At 40.9% G+C, this 17030-nt stretch carries 19 protein-coding genes; 17 read left to right on the top strand and 2 right to left on the bottom strand.

The features are described from left to right. Positions 1-81: 81 nt before the first annotated feature. A complete protein-coding gene (locus LQ216_RS18980; RefSeq protein ID WP_230131101.1) occupies positions 82-327 on the bottom strand; it encodes a hypothetical protein in 246 nt (81 codons plus the stop codon). A gap of 139 nt (positions 328-466) precedes the next feature. Here LQ216_RS18980 and LQ216_RS18985 point away from each other — a divergent pair, with 139 nt between their 5' ends. The 11 genes from LQ216_RS18985 to rsmI all read left to right on the top strand — a co-directional run bounded on the left by LQ216_RS18985 (position 467) and on the right by rsmI (position 8202). Further along, on the top strand, positions 467-673 hold the full coding sequence (locus LQ216_RS18985) for a sigma factor G inhibitor Gin (RefSeq protein ID WP_230131103.1): 207 nt from the start codon (positions 467-469) through the stop codon (positions 671-673). Positions 674-896: 223 nt separating this feature from the next. Continuing rightward, positions 897-2345: an aminotransferase class I/II-fold pyridoxal phosphate-dependent enzyme gene (locus LQ216_RS18990; protein ID WP_230131105.1), complete on the top strand. Its 1449-nt coding sequence runs from the start codon at positions 897-899 to the stop codon at positions 2343-2345. A 66-nt stretch (positions 2346-2411) separates the two neighbouring features. Further along, a complete protein-coding gene (gene tmk, locus LQ216_RS18995; RefSeq protein ID WP_230131107.1) occupies positions 2412-3047 on the top strand; it encodes a dTMP kinase in 636 nt (211 codons plus the stop codon). Positions 3048-3189: 142 nt separating this feature from the next. Then, complete coding sequence (locus tag LQ216_RS19000) at positions 3190-3519, top strand: cyclic-di-AMP receptor (protein ID WP_117308366.1); 330 nt, start codon at positions 3190-3192, stop codon at positions 3517-3519. A 23-nt stretch (positions 3520-3542) separates the two neighbouring features. Continuing rightward, positions 3543-3983: a YaaR family protein gene (locus LQ216_RS19005; protein ID WP_117308365.1), complete on the top strand. Its 441-nt coding sequence runs from the start codon at positions 3543-3545 to the stop codon at positions 3981-3983. Positions 3984-3997: 14 nt separating this feature from the next. After that, complete coding sequence (gene holB, locus LQ216_RS19010; RefSeq protein ID WP_230131109.1) at positions 3998-5005, top strand: DNA polymerase III subunit delta'; 1008 nt, start codon at positions 3998-4000, stop codon at positions 5003-5005. Then, the gene (locus LQ216_RS19015; protein WP_230131111.1) at positions 4998-5828 is read left to right on the top strand and encodes a stage 0 sporulation family protein; all 831 of its coding nucleotides are present in this window, start codon (positions 4998-5000) and stop codon (positions 5826-5828) included. The genes holB and LQ216_RS19015 overlap by 8 nt, the downstream gene beginning before the upstream one ends. Positions 5829-5842: 14 nt before the next feature. Further along, complete coding sequence (gene yabA, locus LQ216_RS19020; protein WP_230131113.1) at positions 5843-6199, top strand: DNA replication initiation control protein YabA; 357 nt, start codon at positions 5843-5845, stop codon at positions 6197-6199. A 132-nt stretch (positions 6200-6331) separates the two neighbouring features. Continuing rightward, positions 6332-7075 (top strand): tRNA1(Val) (adenine(37)-N6)-methyltransferase, encoded by a 744-nt coding sequence (locus tag LQ216_RS19025; RefSeq protein ID WP_230131115.1) that lies wholly within the window; start codon positions 6332-6334, stop codon positions 7073-7075. Next, a complete protein-coding gene (locus tag LQ216_RS19030) occupies positions 7062-7349 on the top strand; it encodes a GIY-YIG nuclease family protein (RefSeq protein WP_230131116.1) in 288 nt (95 codons plus the stop codon). The genes LQ216_RS19025 and LQ216_RS19030 overlap by 14 nt, the downstream gene beginning before the upstream one ends. Continuing rightward, positions 7327-8202, top strand: coding sequence for a 16S rRNA (cytidine(1402)-2'-O)-methyltransferase (rsmI, locus tag LQ216_RS19035; protein WP_230131118.1), 876 nt, complete (start codon positions 7327-7329; stop codon positions 8200-8202). Before LQ216_RS19030 ends, rsmI begins: the two co-directional genes overlap by 23 nt. An 89-nt stretch (positions 8203-8291) precedes the next feature. Here the strand turns inward: rsmI and LQ216_RS19040 are convergent, their stop codons facing one another. Further along, positions 8292-8576, bottom strand: a complete 285-nt coding sequence (locus LQ216_RS19040) for an AbrB/MazE/SpoVT family DNA-binding domain-containing protein (RefSeq protein ID WP_230131120.1) — start codon at positions 8574-8576, stop codon at positions 8292-8294. A 689-nt stretch (positions 8577-9265) separates the two neighbouring features. On the opposite strand from LQ216_RS19040, the gene metG reads away from it, so the two are divergent. The 6 genes from metG (at position 9266) to yabG (ending at position 16799) form a co-directional block, all read left to right on the top strand. Next, positions 9266-11263 carry a methionine--tRNA ligase gene (gene metG, locus LQ216_RS19045; RefSeq protein ID WP_230131122.1) on the top strand — a complete coding sequence of 666 codons (1998 nt, stop codon included), beginning with the start codon at positions 9266-9268 and terminating at the stop codon, positions 11261-11263. Positions 11264-11565: 302 nt separating this feature from the next. Beyond that, a complete protein-coding gene (locus LQ216_RS19050) occupies positions 11566-12333 on the top strand; it encodes a TatD family hydrolase (protein ID WP_230131124.1) in 768 nt (255 codons plus the stop codon). 243 nt (positions 12334-12576) lie between these two features. Continuing rightward, positions 12577-13755, top strand: coding sequence for a G5 and 3D domain-containing protein (locus tag LQ216_RS19055; RefSeq protein WP_230131126.1), 1179 nt, complete (start codon positions 12577-12579; stop codon positions 13753-13755). 449 nt (positions 13756-14204) lie between these two features. Then, entirely contained in the window at positions 14205-14768 is a 564-nt protein-coding gene (gene rnmV / locus LQ216_RS19060) for a ribonuclease M5 (RefSeq protein WP_230131128.1), read from the top strand. Next, entirely contained in the window at positions 14761-15648 is an 888-nt protein-coding gene (gene rsmA, locus LQ216_RS19065) for a 16S rRNA (adenine(1518)-N(6)/adenine(1519)-N(6))-dimethyltransferase RsmA (RefSeq protein WP_230131130.1), read from the top strand. Before rnmV ends, rsmA begins: the two co-directional genes overlap by 8 nt. Positions 15649-15920: 272 nt before the next feature. Then, positions 15921-16799 carry a sporulation peptidase YabG gene (gene yabG / locus LQ216_RS19070; protein WP_230131132.1) on the top strand — a complete coding sequence of 293 codons (879 nt, stop codon included), beginning with the start codon at positions 15921-15923 and terminating at the stop codon, positions 16797-16799. The last annotated feature ends 231 nt before the right edge of the window (positions 16800-17030 follow it).

A 17030-nucleotide genomic window follows, 5' to 3' on the forward strand; every position in this document is an offset into this window, starting at 1 on the left:
TTAAGCTCGAGCGCCGATGGTAGTTGGGGTGAGTCAAGGACCTTCTGCTAAACCCGCCACATCCATGTGGCAACGCAGAAGTCAGCACATCCTGTGCAAGTCCTGTGAGAGTAGGACGTCGCCAAGCAAGTGAGAGACCAGCCGATTTGGCTGGTCTTTTTTCGTGTGAAAATGCGTTTCGTTTGAATGGACGATGTTTTCGTGTAAATGCCCGGAAGTTTCGTTCAAATCACCAGGACTTTCGCTTAAATGGACGATAGTTTCGCTTGAATCCCCCTGAGTTTCGTTTGCAATCACAAAATACTTTTCTTGAATATTGATGAGCAACAAAAAACTTCGCAGCAGACATACACTGAAAGCCTCCATTCAACATACATTGTTATAGGCGATAACCATTCTCTTAAACTATTCGGAAAACTGTATACAACATGGGTCTTTTGGAGAGAATGCAGGTATGGAGGTGGAGATGTTGAATTCAACAGCGGCCAAAAAGTTTGTTGGAGAAACATGTGTAGTGTGTGAAGAAATTAAGTTGGCGGGGATACATCTTTATACGGCATTTATCTGTGAGGAATGTGAAAGAGACATCATTCATACGGATACAAATAATCCGCAATATAAGTATTATTTAAAACAGCTTAAAAAAGTGAATAACCCTGAAATATACTCATAAGTGTGTGAAAGAGGAGCTCTGCTTTCTAAAGATAAAGACCCTTCCAGGTTTTATCTAAAGCATAGCTTTTTTTATTGCTGCCTCTTATTCACTTGCATAAGCTCGCTCTCAGCGAGTTTTCTTTGTTAATCATCAAAAATAACAACATTTTCTCGGAAATTTGAGTTTAGACGCTTTGGGTTTGGTAAAATGAAGGTAATTAATTTATTAGAGGAAGATCAATATGAATCAATCAAAAACACCGTTGTTTGATGCACTTTTACAGCACAAATCCAAAAAATCAATCTCCTATCACGTACCAGGGCATAAAGGGGGCCTTGTTTTTACAGAAAAAGGACGCCATGAATATCAATCTATTCTATCTTTTGATGTAACAGAACTGAATGGTCTTGATGATTTGCATGCGCCTCAGGGAGCGATATTTGAGGCACAAAAGCTGCTTGCTGAGCTATATAAGGCGCAAGAGAGTTATTTTCTAGTCAATGGCTCAACGGTTGGAAACCTGGCGATGATTTTGGCAGCTTGCCGGGAGGGTGATACCGTTTTAGTGCAGCGTAATTGCCATAAATCGATACTGCACGGTTTAATGCTGGCCAATGTAAAGCCGGTATTCCTTTCACCTGTCTTAGACGGTGAGTGGGAAGTGGCTGGCGGTATAGACAGTTCTTTGATTGCAGAAGCATTGTCGAAGTATCCTGACACAAAAGCCATTATCCTGACTTATCCGAATTATTATGGATTAGGAAATGATATTTCAGCGATCACGGAAAAGGCCCACGAGAAAGGAATTCCTGTCCTTGTTGACGAAGCCCATGGTGCCCATTTTATTTTGGGCAGTCCTTTTTTGACTTCTTCACTTGCTTCAGGAGCCGATATGGTGGTGCAGTCAGCCCATAAGACATTACCGGCAATGACGATGGGCTCGTATCTACATGTCAACAGTGATTTGATAGATTCTGATAAAATCCACTTTTATTTGCAAATGCTGCAGTCAAGCAGTCCTTCTTATCCGATTATGGCTTCGCTCGATCTGGCCCGTTCATATCTTGCTTCCTTTACCGATAAAGACAAAAAGGCACTCGGTGAAAAAATGAAGGAATTTCGCCAACAGCTTGACCGTTTGCCGGGTATAAAGGTTTTACAAGCAGCTCAACGGGGCGGGGGGGACCCACTAAAGATAACAATCAGATCGAAGGAGGGCGCAACCGGTTTTCAATTACAGAAGGCGCTGGAAAAGAAGGATGTATTTACCGAGCTTGCGGACACACGAAATGTATTGCTCGTATTTCCGCTGCTAAAGGCCGAAATGGAATATCCTTTTTCTGAAACGGTACAAAAGGTAAGTGAAGCAACAGCCGAACTAGGACCCCCCTCTCCATTTTCGCTAGACAAAGTGGAGGATGTATATGAGAAAGAAAACGCGATGGCGGAGCTTCAACTAAGTTATAAAGATATGGTAGATAAGCCAAAGCAGTTTGTAGCGCTAAAGGAAAGCAGCGGCAGGATAGCAGCAGAGATGATTATCCCTTACCCACCCGGAGTCCCACTAATTATGGCAGGAGAGCTAATGGATGATAAGAAAATAAACCAGCTTGAGGAGTTAAGCGCCAAGGGAACACGGTTTCATGGCGGGAACGGGCTCGGGGCGGGGAGCATGTGGGTATTTGAATAACCCCTACCTGCGGCGAACTGAATGGTGTATACTTATCCGCATAGATAGAACGTGGAGGTTTAAGACATGAGTCGCGGATTGTTTATCACAATGGAAGGGCCTGAAGGGGCAGGCAAAACGACGATTTTGCAAATGCTTGGAGAGTCCCTCAAAGGTCTAGGATATAATATATTGCTCACGAGAGAACCAGGTGGTATCTCTATTTCGGAACAGATTAGAGAAGTCATTTTAAATAAAGAAAACACGAAAATGGATGGACGAACGGAAGCGCTATTGTATGCAGCGGCAAGAAGGCAACATATGGTTGAAATCATTAACCCAGCGCTAGAAAGAGGGAAAATCGTTCTGTGTGACCGTTTTATCGATAGTTCACTGGCTTATCAAGGCTATGCCCGGGGATTAGGGATGGATGAAGTCTACGCTATAAACCAATTTGCCATTGGTGGAGTCATGCCGGATATTACTGTCTATTTCGATATTGATCCTATCCAAGGATTAAAAAGGATTAAAAAGAGTGACAACCGGGAAGTGAACCGCCTTGATTTAGAGGAATTAAACTTTCATGAAAAAGTGAGAGAAGGCTATTTGAAGGTTATTGATAAATGGAAGGAAAGATTCATTGTCATCGATGCCTCCCGAGAGCTGGAAGAGGTCTTGGAGGATGCTAAATCGAGGCTTTTGATAAAGTTAGAGAAATCTTAAGATTAACCACCTGTCGTCTCAATCCCTCCGGTTAATTATGACAAAATGCCTATTTTGTAGTTTAAGGGTATATAATTGTTATAATAATGAAAAAGAATGAACACAATTTTAAATAATCTGTGCGAAACGGAGGATAATCAAGATGAAGATGATTATTGCTGTAGTTCAGGATAAGGATAGCCAACGGCTTCTAACCCAGCTGGTGGACCACAATTTCAGGGCGACAAAGCTTGCGACAACCGGTGGTTTTTTAAAATCAGGAAATACCACCTTCATGATCGGAACGGATGATATCCGGGTCGATAAATGCTTAGAGATCATTAAGGAAAACTGCCGGTCACGCTCTCAGTTGGTGGCGCCGGTATCTCCAATGGGAGGGAATGCTGATTCGTATGTCCCTTATCCGGTCGAAATTGAAGTTGGCGGAGCCACCGTCTTTGTATTGCCAGTCGAAAACTTTTTACAATTTTAAGATTGAAAGTATGGTGGTACGTCATGAAAATTAACCATGATCTTCATTTGAAAATGGACCAAATAAAGCAGGATGCAAAACAGATTCAGGTGGGAGGCGGAAAATTCCAGCAGCTGGTGCAAAAACAGGACCAGAAAATGCAGATTGATACGTTAACCAGATTATTAGGCGATATCCAGGGTGCGGGAGAAAGACTTAGCAAATCCCGGACCTTTAAGGACTTAGCCAAATATAAATCACTGGTTAAACGCTTTATCCGCGAAGCCGTGGATTTTGGAATGGACCTGAAGCAATCACATAGCTGGAGTGAGTACGGACAAAGCAGACCGCTGAAAATCGTGGAAATCATTGACGAAAAACTTGTAGAACTGACAGAAGAAATCATGGAAAAGGAAAGTAACTCCATTGATATTTTAGGAAAGATCGGTGAAATTAAAGGACTTCTTATTAATTTATATACGTAAGGCAGTTGATTGTGTTGACGAAAACATGGAAAGAATTAAACGAAACACAGCCTGAAGTCATGACGATGCTAAAAAACAGCATTACAAAAGAAAGGGTGGCCCATGCGTATATTTTTGAAGGGGAAAAAGGGACAGGCAAGAAAGAAACAAGTCTTGCATATGCCAAAAGCTTGTTATGCGTGCACCCTTTAGACGGTTATCAGCCTTGTGAAGAATGCAGTAATTGTAAGCGAATTACGAGCGGAAACCACCCTGACGTCCATATTGTGGAACCTGAAGGACTATCGATAAAAAAAGAACAAATCAAAAGCCTCCAAGAAGAATTCTCAAAAAAGAGTGTAGAATCCAATCGAAAAATCTATTCAATCGTTCATGCAGATAAAATGTCAGTCCAAGCTGCAAACAGTTTGCTGAAATTTTTAGAAGAACCGCAGTCAGATACGATTGCGATATTAATAACCGAACAAATTCAACGCATGCTGCCCACGATCCTATCAAGATGCCAAATATTACCGTTTAGACCGCTGAGTCCCGAAAATATAAAGAAAAAGTTAATAGAACATGGTGTTGATGGCCAAACAGCCGCTGTCATTTCCCGGCTTACGCATAATTTTGAAGAAGGATTGCTGATAAGTACTGAGGAATGGTTTGCACAAGCTCAAAAAATAGTGTTAAAATTGTATGAAGTGCTAAAAGCAAATCCAATGAAGGCCCTTATTTATCTTCAAGAGGAATGGTTTTTGCACTTTAAGGAAAAAGATCAGCTGGACAGAGGTCTAGACTTATTATTTCTAATTTATAAAGATTTACTATACATTCAGTTGGACAAGCGGAATCAGGTCATATTTCAAAATAAACAGGGAGAATTTGAATCTCACGCTCTCCAGATTTCCCAGAGGCGCCTGGCAGACAAGATGGGCCATATTTTGGAAGCGAAGAGGAAGCTGATGTCCAATACAAATCCACAGTTGTTGATGGAACAGCTCGTGCTGAATTTGCAGGAGGGATCATCTTTTGTATGATGTTGTAGGCGTCCGTTTTAAAAAAGCGGGAAAAATATATTACTTTGACCCTGGCGATCTTGTGATTTCAAAAGATGAGTTCGTCATCGTCGAAACGGTTCGCGGAGTAGAGTTCGGCAAGGCTGTAACGAGCCGGAAACAGGTAGATCAAAACGATGTTGTACTGCCCTTGAAGAAAGTGCTTCGGATCGCGGATGCCAAAGATAGAATGATTGTCGAAGAAAATAAAACTGCTGCAGCTGAGGCATATGAAACTTGCGATAAAAAGGTCGAAGAACATCAGCTAGATATGAAGCTGGTTGATGTGGAATATACGTTTGACAGAAATAAAGTCGTTTTTTATTTTACAGCGGACGGGCGCGTGGATTTTCGTGATTTAGTTAAGGATCTTGCTGCCATTTTCCGTACCCGGATCGAATTGCGCCAGATCGGTGTCCGCGATGAGGCGAAAATGCTCGGAGGAATTGGGCCTTGCGGCAGAATGCTATGCTGCTCGACATTCCTTGGTGATTTTGAGCCCGTATCGATTAAAATGGCAAAAGATCAGAATTTATCGCTGAACCCTACGAAAATATCGGGATTATGCGGCCGATTAATGTGCTGTTTAAAATATGAAAATGATGAGTACGAAAGCGCGAAGGAAATGCTTCCTGACTTAGGAGAAATGATAGATACCCCTAACGGAAAAGGCAAGGTAGTAGGGCTTAATATTCTAGAACGAGTACTTCAGGTGGAATTAACCGATCAAGAAAGAGTATTAGAGTATACTTTAGATGAAATTCTAAAAGAGGGAGCCGTTTCTATTCAAGCCACAGATTATTAAGGTGGTGGGAGAGCGTGGACAAGAAAGAAATTTTTGATTCGGTTACTAGCATGGAAACCCAAATTGGCAATTTCACTACCCAACTTGGAGAATTAAAGCAGTCTTTGGAGGAGATCCTGGAAGAAAATCATTCGCTAAAGCTTGAAAATGAGCATCTGCGAAAAAGGTTGAACCATGTTGAGAACAAAGGCTACTCAAAAACAAGTTCAAAGAAATCAAAGAACCGGCAACCCTCCAATGATATCGGGGAAGGCTATGATAATTTGGCCCGCCTGTATCAGGAAGGTTTCCATATTTGCAATCTTCATTTTGGGAGTCTTAGAAAAGAAGGCGATTGCCTGTTCTGTCTATCATTTTTAAATAAAAAATAAATTCAGGGGATGACTCGGAAGGGTTCTGACTCCTATACATGATATAGAATTTATATATTATGATAAGGAGTCAGACATCTTCACTTATGAGTCAGCCCTTTTTTAAAGGGTTATTGCTAGAGGAGGATTAGCGTGCTTGAACTAAAGGGAGATGAACGCCTGGATTATTTGCTGGCGGAAAGGCTCCGCATTATCCAAAGTCCGTCGGTATTTTCGTTTTCATTGGATGCGGTATTGCTTTCAAAATTTGTACGAGTACCCATTCAAAAAGGCCATCTCATCGATTTATGTGCGGGGAATGGAGTCATCCCATTATTATTGAGTACCCGGACGAAAGGGAAGATCACCGGGGTTGAAATCCAGGAAAGGCTTTTTGAGATGGCCAAGCGCAGTGTGGAATTTAATCAGCTTTCTGAACAGATTAACATGGTTCACGGCGATATAAAGGATCTCCCAACCGAAATTGGGTATAGCAAATTTGATGTCGTGACATGCAATCCTCCCTATTTTTCGACACCTTCAGATGAGGAAATTAATCAAAATGAACATTATGCGATTGCGAGACACGAAATTCTTTGTACGCTTGAAGATGTCGTTCGCGTGAGCAGCCAATTATTGCGTCAGGGCGGAAAGGCTGCTTTTGTACATAGACCCGGGCGATTGATGGATATTTTAAGTTTGATGAGAGAATACCGATTGGAGCCGAAACGTCTGCAATTTGTTTATCCAAAAGAGGGAAAAGAAGCGAATGCCATTCTGGTAGAGGGCATTAAAGATGGCAGCCCTGACTTAAAGATCCTGCCGCCGCTTGTTGTCTACAACGATAAACATGAATATAACCCGGAAATCAGAAGGATTTTATATGGAGAAGAATGAGCATTTTTTTTATGTACTAAGATGCAAGGACGAAAGCCTGTACGCAGGTTATACAAATAATTTGGAAAAACGGATAAAGCAGCATAACGAGGGCAAAGGCGCCAAGTATACACGGGGGAGAGGACCCGTCGAGCTTGTTTATCAAGATGGATTTAGAACAAAGACAGAGGCGATGCAGGCGGAATATAGATTTAAACAATTGGGAAAAAAAGAAAAAGAAAATTTCATTGAAAAGGAGGCGGATACATCAGATGTGGCAGCAGAAAAGCTTTGAAAACGAAGGCGAGAAGCCGGCCTTGTATTTAGTTCCTACACCGATCGGGAATCTTGAGGATATGAGCTTTCGGGCAATAAGGATTTTAAAAGAGGCTGATGTGATTGCCGCGGAAGATACGCGGAATACGAAAAAGCTTTGCAATTATTTTGAAATCGAAACCCAAGTGATCAGCTATCATGAGCATAATAAGCAGTCGAGCGGAAAACTGATTGTGGATCGCCTTTTATCCGGACAGACGGTTGCTTTAGTCAGTGATGCGGGTATGCCGACGATTTCTGACCCAGGCTTTGAGCTCGTTAAGGAAGCATTAGCGGAAAAGATTGCAGTCATCCCTTTGCCGGGTGCCAATGCGGCATTAACGGCACTTATTTCGTCAGGACTTTCTCCACAACCTTTTTATTTTTACGGTTTTCTTTCACGAAATACAAAAGAAAAGAAGCGGGAGCTTGAAACACTTAAACGAATCAATTCGACATGGATCCTATATGAATCTCCACATCGATTAAAAGAAACGTTAAAAGCGATGCTAGAGATTGTAGGAGACCGGCAAATCGTCTTGTGCAGAGAGCTAACTAAGAAGTTTGAGGAATTTATTCGCGGAACCATAACCGAAGTGATTAGTTGGGCATCTGAAACCGAAATTAGAGGCGAGTTTTGCCTTATTATAGAAGGATCGGAAATACGTGAAGAAATCCAAGAAGAAAACTGGTGGGATGATATGGAACTTGCTACCCATGTTGATCATTATATAGTTGAGCAAGACCTCAGTTCAAAAGAAGCGATTAAACAAGTCGCAAAAGATCGAGGCATCCAAAAAAGAGAGGTTTATCAGGCTTTTCATGTAAGATAGGTGGTCATGTCGGTACTAGTCATGAAAAAGGGCTATTCTTTCCCATTCAATCAATTAAAAAAGGCTTCCAAAAAAGGAAGCCTTCCATATTATTTAGCAGGTTGGAAATTATCTTGAATTTCTTTAAGAAGCTGCTCTGCTCCTTCACGGCTAAGGACTAGTTTTCCGCCAGCAAATGAAAAGTTATTATCAGATACTTCGCCAGTTACCTGGCAAATCATGTTTGGCTTGTATTTTTTCAAAATGATGCGCTCATCGTCAACATAAATTTCGAGAGCATCCTTTTCAGCAATACCCAATGTGCGGCGTAATTCAATTGGAATGACCACACGTCCTAATTCATCAACCTTACGAACAATACCAGTAGATTTCATTTTTTAATTTCTCCTCTCAAATCTAGCACCCATATCTTTTTATCTTTTTTCGTCATTATTCGACAAATTTCTCCTAAAAACAATAATACCAGCCATTCCCAAATGCGTCAATAAATAAATATTTCCTAGTTTCTTCAAATTAACTTTTATAGTATTAAATCAAGGTTTGCAGCAGCCGTTGACTGTAAATGGTAGAATAAATAAGCAAAAAGAAGATTATATTTATTGCAATAAAAATTATACTATAATAAGATAATTTTTTTGATTCGACATAAATCGACACGATCTGAAAAACTAACTATCGTAATGCGGAATGAGAAGGGATTATAAGTCAAGAGGAGCAGATGAATATTGATCGTTGCTCTTGATAGCGATACCGTGATTATATTATAAGATGCATGGGATTTATTTACAAACAATTAGTCTTACAACTTTATGACATTTTTCATTTTCGTTCTTAAAGGCTTATTCTGGTTGCACATTTTTAAAATTTTAGGTATATTTTGTTGATAGAAGAGGTAATGATGACATAATAGACCCGATCGGCATACCTATAAAACTGGCTAATAATTTTGTGACTTTTTACTAGCTGTTTTCTGTTTAGCTCTCGCCTAGGGCGTGAGTTTTTTAACTTTTGATTGCACATTCACATTTAAATAAATTGCGGGAAAAAACTGGGAGGGAACCTAATGAAAGGTAAATTAAAAACATTTTATATTACGACTCCGATTTATTATCCGAGTGGAAATTTACATATTGGACATGCTTATACAACGGTAGCCGGTGATGCCATGGCTCGGTATAAACGGCTGAGAGGCTTCGATGTCATGTATCTGACAGGAACGGATGAGCACGGTCAAAAGATTCAGCGAAAGGCTGAAGAGGCGGGGATTACTCCGCAGGAATATGTTGATAACATTGTTTCGGGAATTAAGAAACTTTGGAGTAAAATGGACATTTCTGTTGATGACTTTATCCGGACAACGGAGAAGCGCCATACAATAGTTGTCGAAAAATTATTTAAACAATTGTTAGATCAAGGAGATATCTATCTGGATCAATATGAAGGCTGGTATTCCGTTTCGGACGAAACCTATTATACGGAAACCCAATTGGTTGACACTGTCATCGAAAATGGAAAAATTGTCGGCGGTAAAAGTCCGGATAGCGGTCATCCGGTAGAGCTTGTGAAGGAGGATTCCTATTTCTTCAGGATGAGCAAGTATGCCGACCGCCTGCTTCAGTATTATAAAGAGAATCCAGGATTCATTCAGCCGGAGACCCGCAAAAATGAAATGATCAATAATTTTATTAAACCGGGCTTGGAGGATCTTGCCGTTTCAAGGACTACGTTTGATTGGGGCATTAAAGTTCCTGGTGATCCCAAGCATGTTATTTATGTATGGATTGATGCCCTATCCAACTATATTACAGCGTTGGGTTACGGCACGGATGATGATTCCAAGTATTTAAACTATTGGCCGGCCGATGTTCATCTTATGAGTAAAGAAATTGTTCGTTTTCATACAATCTATTGGCCAATTATGCTAATGGCTTTAGATTTACCGCTACCGAAAAAAGTGTTTGCCCATGGTTGGCTGCTAATGAAAGACGGGAAAATGTCGAAATCAAAAGGCAATGTAGTTAATCCGCTTACACTGATCGACAGATATGGTCTTGACGAGCTTCGTTATTACCTTCTTCGGGAAGTTCCATTCGGATCAGATGGAGTTTTCACCCCGGAAGGCTTCGTGGAACGCATTAATTTTGATCTGGCAAATGATCTTGGAAACCTGCTGAACCGTACTGTGGCGATGGTTGATAAATATTATGACGGAACAATCCCTGATTATAAAGGGTCGGAAGGCGAGTTTGAAAAACCACTGTTTGAAAAGAATCAAGAAACAGTGACCAAATATGAAGAAGCGATGGAAAATATGGAGTTTTCAGTTGCCTTGACGACTGTGTGGCAGCTTATTAGCAGAACGAATAAATATATCGATGAAACTCAGCCATGGACACTTGCCAAAGATGAAGCCAATCGCGAAAAACTTGGAAGCGTGATGTACCATTTAACTGAATCCTTAAGAAGGATTGCCATTCTCTTGCAGCCTTTCCTGACAAAAACCCCAGGAAAGATCTTTGAACAGCTGAACATTACTGAGGAAACGTTGAAATCGTGGGACAGTCTGGAAAAGTTCGGCCAAATCGCCAGTGGAACGAAAGTAGTAAAAGGAAGTCCGATTTTCCCTCGTTTAGAGATGGCTGAAGAAATTCAATACATTAAAGAACAAATGCAGGGCGGAAAACCGAAAGAAGAAGAATTGAAAGAAAAAGGAAAGATCGAAGAAGTTCAAGAGGTCGAGGAAATTACAATTGATGATTTCATGAAGGTTGAATTGCGGGTGGCTCAGGTTCTTGAAGTAGAACCGGTGAAAAAAGCTGACAAGCTTCTTAAGCTTCAATTGGACTTGGGTTATGAAAAAAGACAAGTAGTCTCTGGAATCGCGCAGTACTATAAGCCAGAAGAGTTAGTAGGAAAAAAAGTGATTTGTGTAACGAACTTAAAACCTGTAAAACTTCGCGGGGAGTTATCGCAAGGCATGATTCTGGCGGGGAGCTCAGAAGGGGAATTGTCGGTAGCTACTGTTGACGCATCACTGCCAAATGGTTCACGAGTAAAATAAAAAGAGAAATAAAGTTTTTCCTCAATAACATAAAAATGTTCCACATGGAACGTTTTTGTGTTATTTTTTTGCTTGCTGAATAAGATAATTCTATTGCCAGATAATGTTACATAGAGGATGTTATTAGTTGAAAGGAGCATACAGGCAAATTATTTTTCAAAATTCTATTTCATCTGTAGAATAAAGGAACCCATTTCACTGGAAATTAAGGGATTATATTCTCTGTAATATATTTGTTACCTAAATGTGAAACATGAAAACTTCTATTGGATAATACATTATTGCTAGAAAGGGCGAAAATCATGTTATTTGATACACATGTACATTTGAATGCAGAACAATTTCAGGAAGATTTAGAAGAAGTCATCGAGAGAGCTAAAACCACGGGAGTTTCAAATGTGGTGGTCGTGGGCTTTGATCGCCCCACGATCTTACGTGCGATGGAGCTTGTGGAGCAATATGAGTTTATGTATGCGAGTGTCGGCTGGCATCCTGTTGATGCTATCGATATGAACGATGAAGATCTGCAGTGGATTGAAGAGCTCTCCCGGCATCCAAAAGTCGTTGCCATTGGAGAAATGGGCTTGGACTATCATTGGGATAAGTCCCCAAAAGAAATTCAAAAGGAGGTTTTTCGAAAACAAATCAGGCTTGCAAAAAAAGTAAAGCTGCCTATCATTATTCATAATCGAGAGGCTACTGCCGATATAGTAGAGATTTTGAAAGAAGAGAACGCTGCGGAAGTTGGCGGAATCATGCATTGCTTTAGTGGAAGCGTAGAAACGGCATTAGAATGTGTAGAAATGAATTTTTACATATCTCTTGGAGGTCCCGTTACATTTAAAAATGCCAAAAAGCCTAAGGAAGTCGCTCTGGAAATACCACTTGATCACCTATTAATCGAAACAGACTGTCCCTATCTTGCACCACATCCACATCGGGGAAAAAGAAACGAACCATCCTTTGTAAAATTAGTAGCCGAACAGATTGCGGAGATTAAAAATGTAACTTTAGAAGAAGTAGCAGAAGTGACGGAAAGAAATGCCAAAAAATTATTCGGCATCATTTGACAGTAATCGCTGTCGATATGCCAGTAACTTTGTCGAAAAGAAACTAATTTCTCAAAGGTTCTACAAAAATCAGTTATTTCTTTGAATAATAATGTCGATATGTCACCCTTTTCAATTTAAGAGATTGTATGCATAATAAGAGATGTTTTCCGGGGTAAATGTGAATTGATTGACAGTTCTGTAACAATGTCTATATAATCTATCACCGAGAGGAAGGAGGAGTTTTTCATTTTATCAATACCTATGAAAAACCTGATCCCCAAATCTTTTGGGAAAAAGAAGCTGGTCATTGTAATCAGTAGTGCTGCACTAGCTGTTGCTACACTTGGATTGTTGTTCTATTTTGGAACAAAACAAACAGTAGCACTTACTTTAGATGGGGAAAAAAAGGTAGTGAGAACGCATGCGGCTACCATCGATGATATTTTCAAAGAATTAGAGATTAACGTTAAGGCTCAAGATTACTTATACCCCTCGGGAAATAACAAAGTGAAGGAAAACATGGAGGTGGTTTGGGATCCATCTCACGAAGTTGGCATACTTGAGGACGGCAAAAAGAAAAAAGTCTTTTCAAGAGCTGACACTGTTGAAGAACTGTTGAAAGAACAAAAGCTTAAAGTAACCGGGAATGATAAGGTAAACCCTTCCCTGGATACGAAACTTCGAAGCGAGATGGTAGTTGCAATCGAAAAGGCCTTTCCGCTAAAGCTAGCAGTAGGCGGGGTCGAAAAGCAGGTTTGGTCAACTTCGACTACGGTCGCTGACTTTTTAAAGAAACAAGATGTAAAGCTTAATACATTAGACCGGGTTGAACCAGGTTTAGGGGAAAAAGTTGAAACAGACAACCTTGTAAATGTCATACGAGTAGAAAAAGTCACCGATGTAGTGGAAGAACCAGTGGACTTCGGAGTCATTACAAAAAAAGACGCCAGTTTGATAAAAGGAAGAGAAACAGTGCTCAATGAGGGCAAAACCGGACTAATTTCCAGACAATACGAAATCATAAAAGAGAACGGTAAAGAAATTAAAAGAAGCTTAATTTCAGAAAATCTTATTAAAAAGCAAACAGATAAAGTAGTAGCAGTTGGTACAAAGAGCTTTGTAGCCCAAGTTTCCCGGGGAGAACAAGGCGGCAGGGAATTCTATGTATCATCAACAGCTTACACGGCCAGCTGTAACGGCTGTTCCGGGACAACGGCGACAGGCATCAATCTAAAAAAGAATCCGGGAGCAAAAGTGATTGCTGTGGATCCAAGAGTGATCCCGCTTGGCTCCAAGGTTTATGTTGAAGGATATGGCTATGCCATAGCCGGTGACACGGGAGGCGCAATCAAAGGCAACAAAATCGACGTATTTATCCCTTCCAAGTCTGATGCATACCGCTGGGGAGTCAAAAGGGTTAAAATTCGCGTCTTAAACTAAGTAATCCTACGGCAGAGGGTTTTATACCTTCTGCTTTTTTACGTTATAATAAGAAATGAACGTCGACTAAGAGCCGCCACGTCCATGTGGCGAACATCGACGCCAGCCCATCCTGGGCAAGTGCGACAGGCATAAGACGAACCGCGCAGGAGGCAGTTCTCCGCCACTACAGTGGTTTGGCGATAGCGGATTCTCGGCTACAACCTGCCACGTCCTTATGTCTTAGGTCGAGGTCAGCACATCCTGTGCAAGTCCGAGCGGCTGGGCGCTGTAGCTAGACAATTTAAAATTTAGAAATTGATTCTTTTATCAAGAGGATCGAAGGCTAAATTCGCCACATCGTGTGGCGACGCCTTCATGACCCACATCGTGTGGGCCTAAGCGGAAGCGCCAATATACTTATATAACGGTGTAATGTACGGAAATGTTTCGTGCTGCAGGAGGAAATAATGAAGAAATTAAAAGAAATTATTGTGGTTGAAGGCAAGGATGATACAGTCGCGATAAAAAGAGCCGTTGATGCTGATACTATTGAAACAAACGGATCAGCCATTAATGAAGCCGTGATCGAACAAGTTAGGCTTGCCCAGAAAACACGTGGAGTGATTATTTTTACTGATCCTGATTATCCGGGACAAAAGATAAGGAATACCATTGCCGAGCAGGTGAATGGCTGTAAGCATGCTTTTATCTCCAAACAAGAGGCTCTTCCAAAATCCGGGAGAGGAATTGGAGTGGAACATGCCTCACCTGAGGCAATCCGGGCTGCATTAAAAGAAGCCCAGATCATGGATGAGGAAGCAAAAGAAGAAATTACCCAACAGGACCTTTTCGAAGCCGGCCTCATTGGCGGATCGGGCGCAAAAGAGAAAAGGGAAAAACTCGGCCTGATCTTGAAAATTGGTTTTACCAATGGCAAGCAGCTGCATAAACGACTGATGATGTTTCAAATTTCAAAAGAGACTTTTAATCAAGCATTGAAGCAGATTAAACAGGAGGAAGGACATGCATAAGGACATTGCAACCCCCGTCAGAACAAAAGGAATACTGGAAAAGTATGGTTTTTCCTTTAAGAAAAGGTTAGGTCAAAACTTCCTCATTGATACCAATATCTTAAACAGAATCGTGGATCATGCAGAACTGAGCGAGTGCAGTGGCGCAATTGAAATCGGACCGGGAATCGGGGCGTTAACGGAACAACTGGCAAAGAGAAGCAAAAAAGTAGTGGCTTTTGAAATTGACCAGAGACTGCTTCCGATTTTAAAGGAGACCCTTTCCCCATACGATAATATTCAAATCATTCACCAGGATATTTTAAAAGCAGATGTTGCCCAAGTGATTAATGAAGAGTTCCAAGGTGTTGAGGATCTGATGGTGGTCGCAAATCTTCCATACTATGTGACAACACCGATTATATTAAAGCTGCTCACAGACAACTTACCTATACGCGGGATCGTTGTCATGCTGCAAAAAGAAGTGGCGGACCGAATCGCCGCTAACCCTGGTACAAAAGAATACGGGTCGTTGTCGATTGCCATTCAATACTATACAGAAGCAGAAACAGTAATGATTGTGCCTAAGTCGGTATTCGTCCCGCAGCCAAATGTCGATTCTGCTGTAATCAGGCTGATCAGGCGCGAAAAGCCACCCGTGGAAGTGATGGATGAAGATTTCTTTTTCGTTGTGACAAGGTCCAGTTTCGCCCAGCGGCGTAAAACGATTCTCAATAACTTAACAAGCCAGCTTCCGGATGGAAAAGAAAAAAAGGAGCGTATTCTGGAAGCCCTTGAACAAACAGGTATCGACCCTACCAGAAGAGGGGAGACGCTTTCAATTGGTGAATTCGGCAAGCTTAGCAATGCCTTATTGCATCACTTCAAGGCGGAAAAATAGTTTTAGTTTAGCATAGGCGAGATTTTTAGCTGTTGTAAAGGGTCTCAAGGTTTGGACACGATGTGGCAGGTGTTAATCCATGTTCCATACTTGTAGATGCCTCTGCTTTCCTTTCTGCATAAGAGCAACTAAGTTTAATCTCCGCCTTACGGCTCGTCAATCGACAAGTTTTCTTTAGACTCATCACCATTTTATTAATGGATGCATAGCCTATCATGAGTTAATTATTCTGACAGGGCTGTTAATTGGGTATCTTGTCCAGAGGTGAGTTCATGAAATTACAAGTCAATGATATAGTCGGACGGAAATCGTACGAATGTGATGTTTTATTTCGTATTATAGATATCAGGGTCATTCAGGGTAAACAGGAAGCGATACTTTACGGGGAGGACATCCGTTTAATTGCCGATGCTCCATTTGAAGATTTAGTTCCGATTAATGGAGAAGAAAGAAGTATCCGCCAAAAAACAAACGAAGCGCTTCTTGAACAATCATATCGCCTTTTTGCCCAGGATAAAGAATTATTGCAACAAAAAAGCGAATACCTGTCCAGTGATGGTTATCGGTATTCCGGGGATTACTTTCAAATTCCCGGCAGAGTGCTTCATATTGATGGAGACCCTTCTTATCTGAAAAAATGCCTTAGTCTATATGAAAAAATCGGGATCCCGGTGAAGGGAATATATTGCAATGAAAAAGAGATGCCTGAACAAATTGGCAAGTTTCTTGAGCATTACCGACCGGATATTTTGGTGATTACCGGACATGATTCGTATTCAAAATCAAAAGGGGCAATAAAGGATTTAAATGCATATCGACATTCAAGACAATTTGCAGAAACCGTTCAGGAAGCGAGAAAAAAAGTTCCAAGCCTGGACCAATTAATCATTTTTGCGGGAGCTTGCCAATCACATTTTGAATCACTTATCCAGGCTGGCGCAAATTTTGCGAGTTCTCCCGAGAGAGTGAATATACATGCACTTGATCCTGTTTATATTGTGGCGAAAGTAAGCTTCACCTCATTTAGGGATTATATTCATGTTTGGGATATTCTGAGAAATACGTTAACTGGTGAAAAGGGTCTGGGCGGGATTGATACAAAAGGAGTCCTCCGAACGGGATTGCCTTATCGTATGTCAAAAGAGGATTGAGAGCTGCATGGATAGATCATGCAGCCTGTTCTCATTTATAGGAATAAGCAAATTTTACTTTCTGTACATATTTTTTGACTTAAGCTTTATACTATATGCGAGTCAGTTTAGGAATAAAATTTTGTAAATCGGCAAAATTTACGTTAAAAACCATTGACAAACAAATTTAAGTGCTGATATAATTTAATATTTTTATTTGACTTCAGGTGGAAGATTGTGATATACTACACT

The organism is Bacillus sp. CECT 9360 (genome assembly GCF_918741275.1).
Lineage (GTDB): Bacteria > Bacillota > Bacilli > Bacillales > DSM-1321 > Peribacillus.

Bases quoted from the DNA above. Each gene is read 5' to 3' on its own strand.
- tmk (WP_230131107.1), top strand. From the start codon at position 2,412: ATGAGTCGCGGATTGTTTATCACAATGGAAGGGCCTGAAGGGGCAGGC.
- yabG (WP_230131132.1), top strand. From the start codon at position 15,921: ATGAAATTACAAGTCAATGATATAGTCGGACGGAAATCGTACGAATGT.
- LQ216_RS19030 (WP_230131116.1), top strand. From the start codon at position 7,062: ATGGAGAAGAATGAGCATTTTTTTTATGTACTAAGATGCAAGGACGAA.
- LQ216_RS19055 (WP_230131126.1), top strand. From the start codon at position 12,577: ATGAAAAACCTGATCCCCAAATCTTTTGGGAAAAAGAAGCTGGTCATT.
- rsmA (WP_230131130.1), top strand. From the start codon at position 14,761: ATGCATAAGGACATTGCAACCCCCGTCAGAACAAAAGGAATACTGGAA.
- LQ216_RS19000 (WP_117308366.1), top strand. From the start codon at position 3,190: ATGAAGATGATTATTGCTGTAGTTCAGGATAAGGATAGCCAACGGCTT.
- LQ216_RS18990 (WP_230131105.1), top strand. From the start codon at position 897: ATGAATCAATCAAAAACACCGTTGTTTGATGCACTTTTACAGCACAAA.
- LQ216_RS19005 (WP_117308365.1), top strand. From the start codon at position 3,543: ATGAAAATTAACCATGATCTTCATTTGAAAATGGACCAAATAAAGCAG.
- metG (WP_230131122.1), top strand. From the start codon at position 9,266: ATGAAAGGTAAATTAAAAACATTTTATATTACGACTCCGATTTATTAT.
- rnmV (WP_230131128.1), top strand. From the start codon at position 14,205: ATGAAGAAATTAAAAGAAATTATTGTGGTTGAAGGCAAGGATGATACA.
- rsmI (WP_230131118.1), top strand. From the start codon at position 7,327: ATGTGGCAGCAGAAAAGCTTTGAAAACGAAGGCGAGAAGCCGGCCTTG.
- LQ216_RS19050 (WP_230131124.1), top strand. From the start codon at position 11,566: ATGTTATTTGATACACATGTACATTTGAATGCAGAACAATTTCAGGAA.
- LQ216_RS18985 (WP_230131103.1), top strand. From the start codon at position 467: ATGTTGAATTCAACAGCGGCCAAAAAGTTTGTTGGAGAAACATGTGTA.
- LQ216_RS19040 (WP_230131120.1), bottom strand. From the start codon at position 8,576: ATGAAATCTACTGGTATTGTTCGTAAGGTTGATGAATTAGGACGTGTG.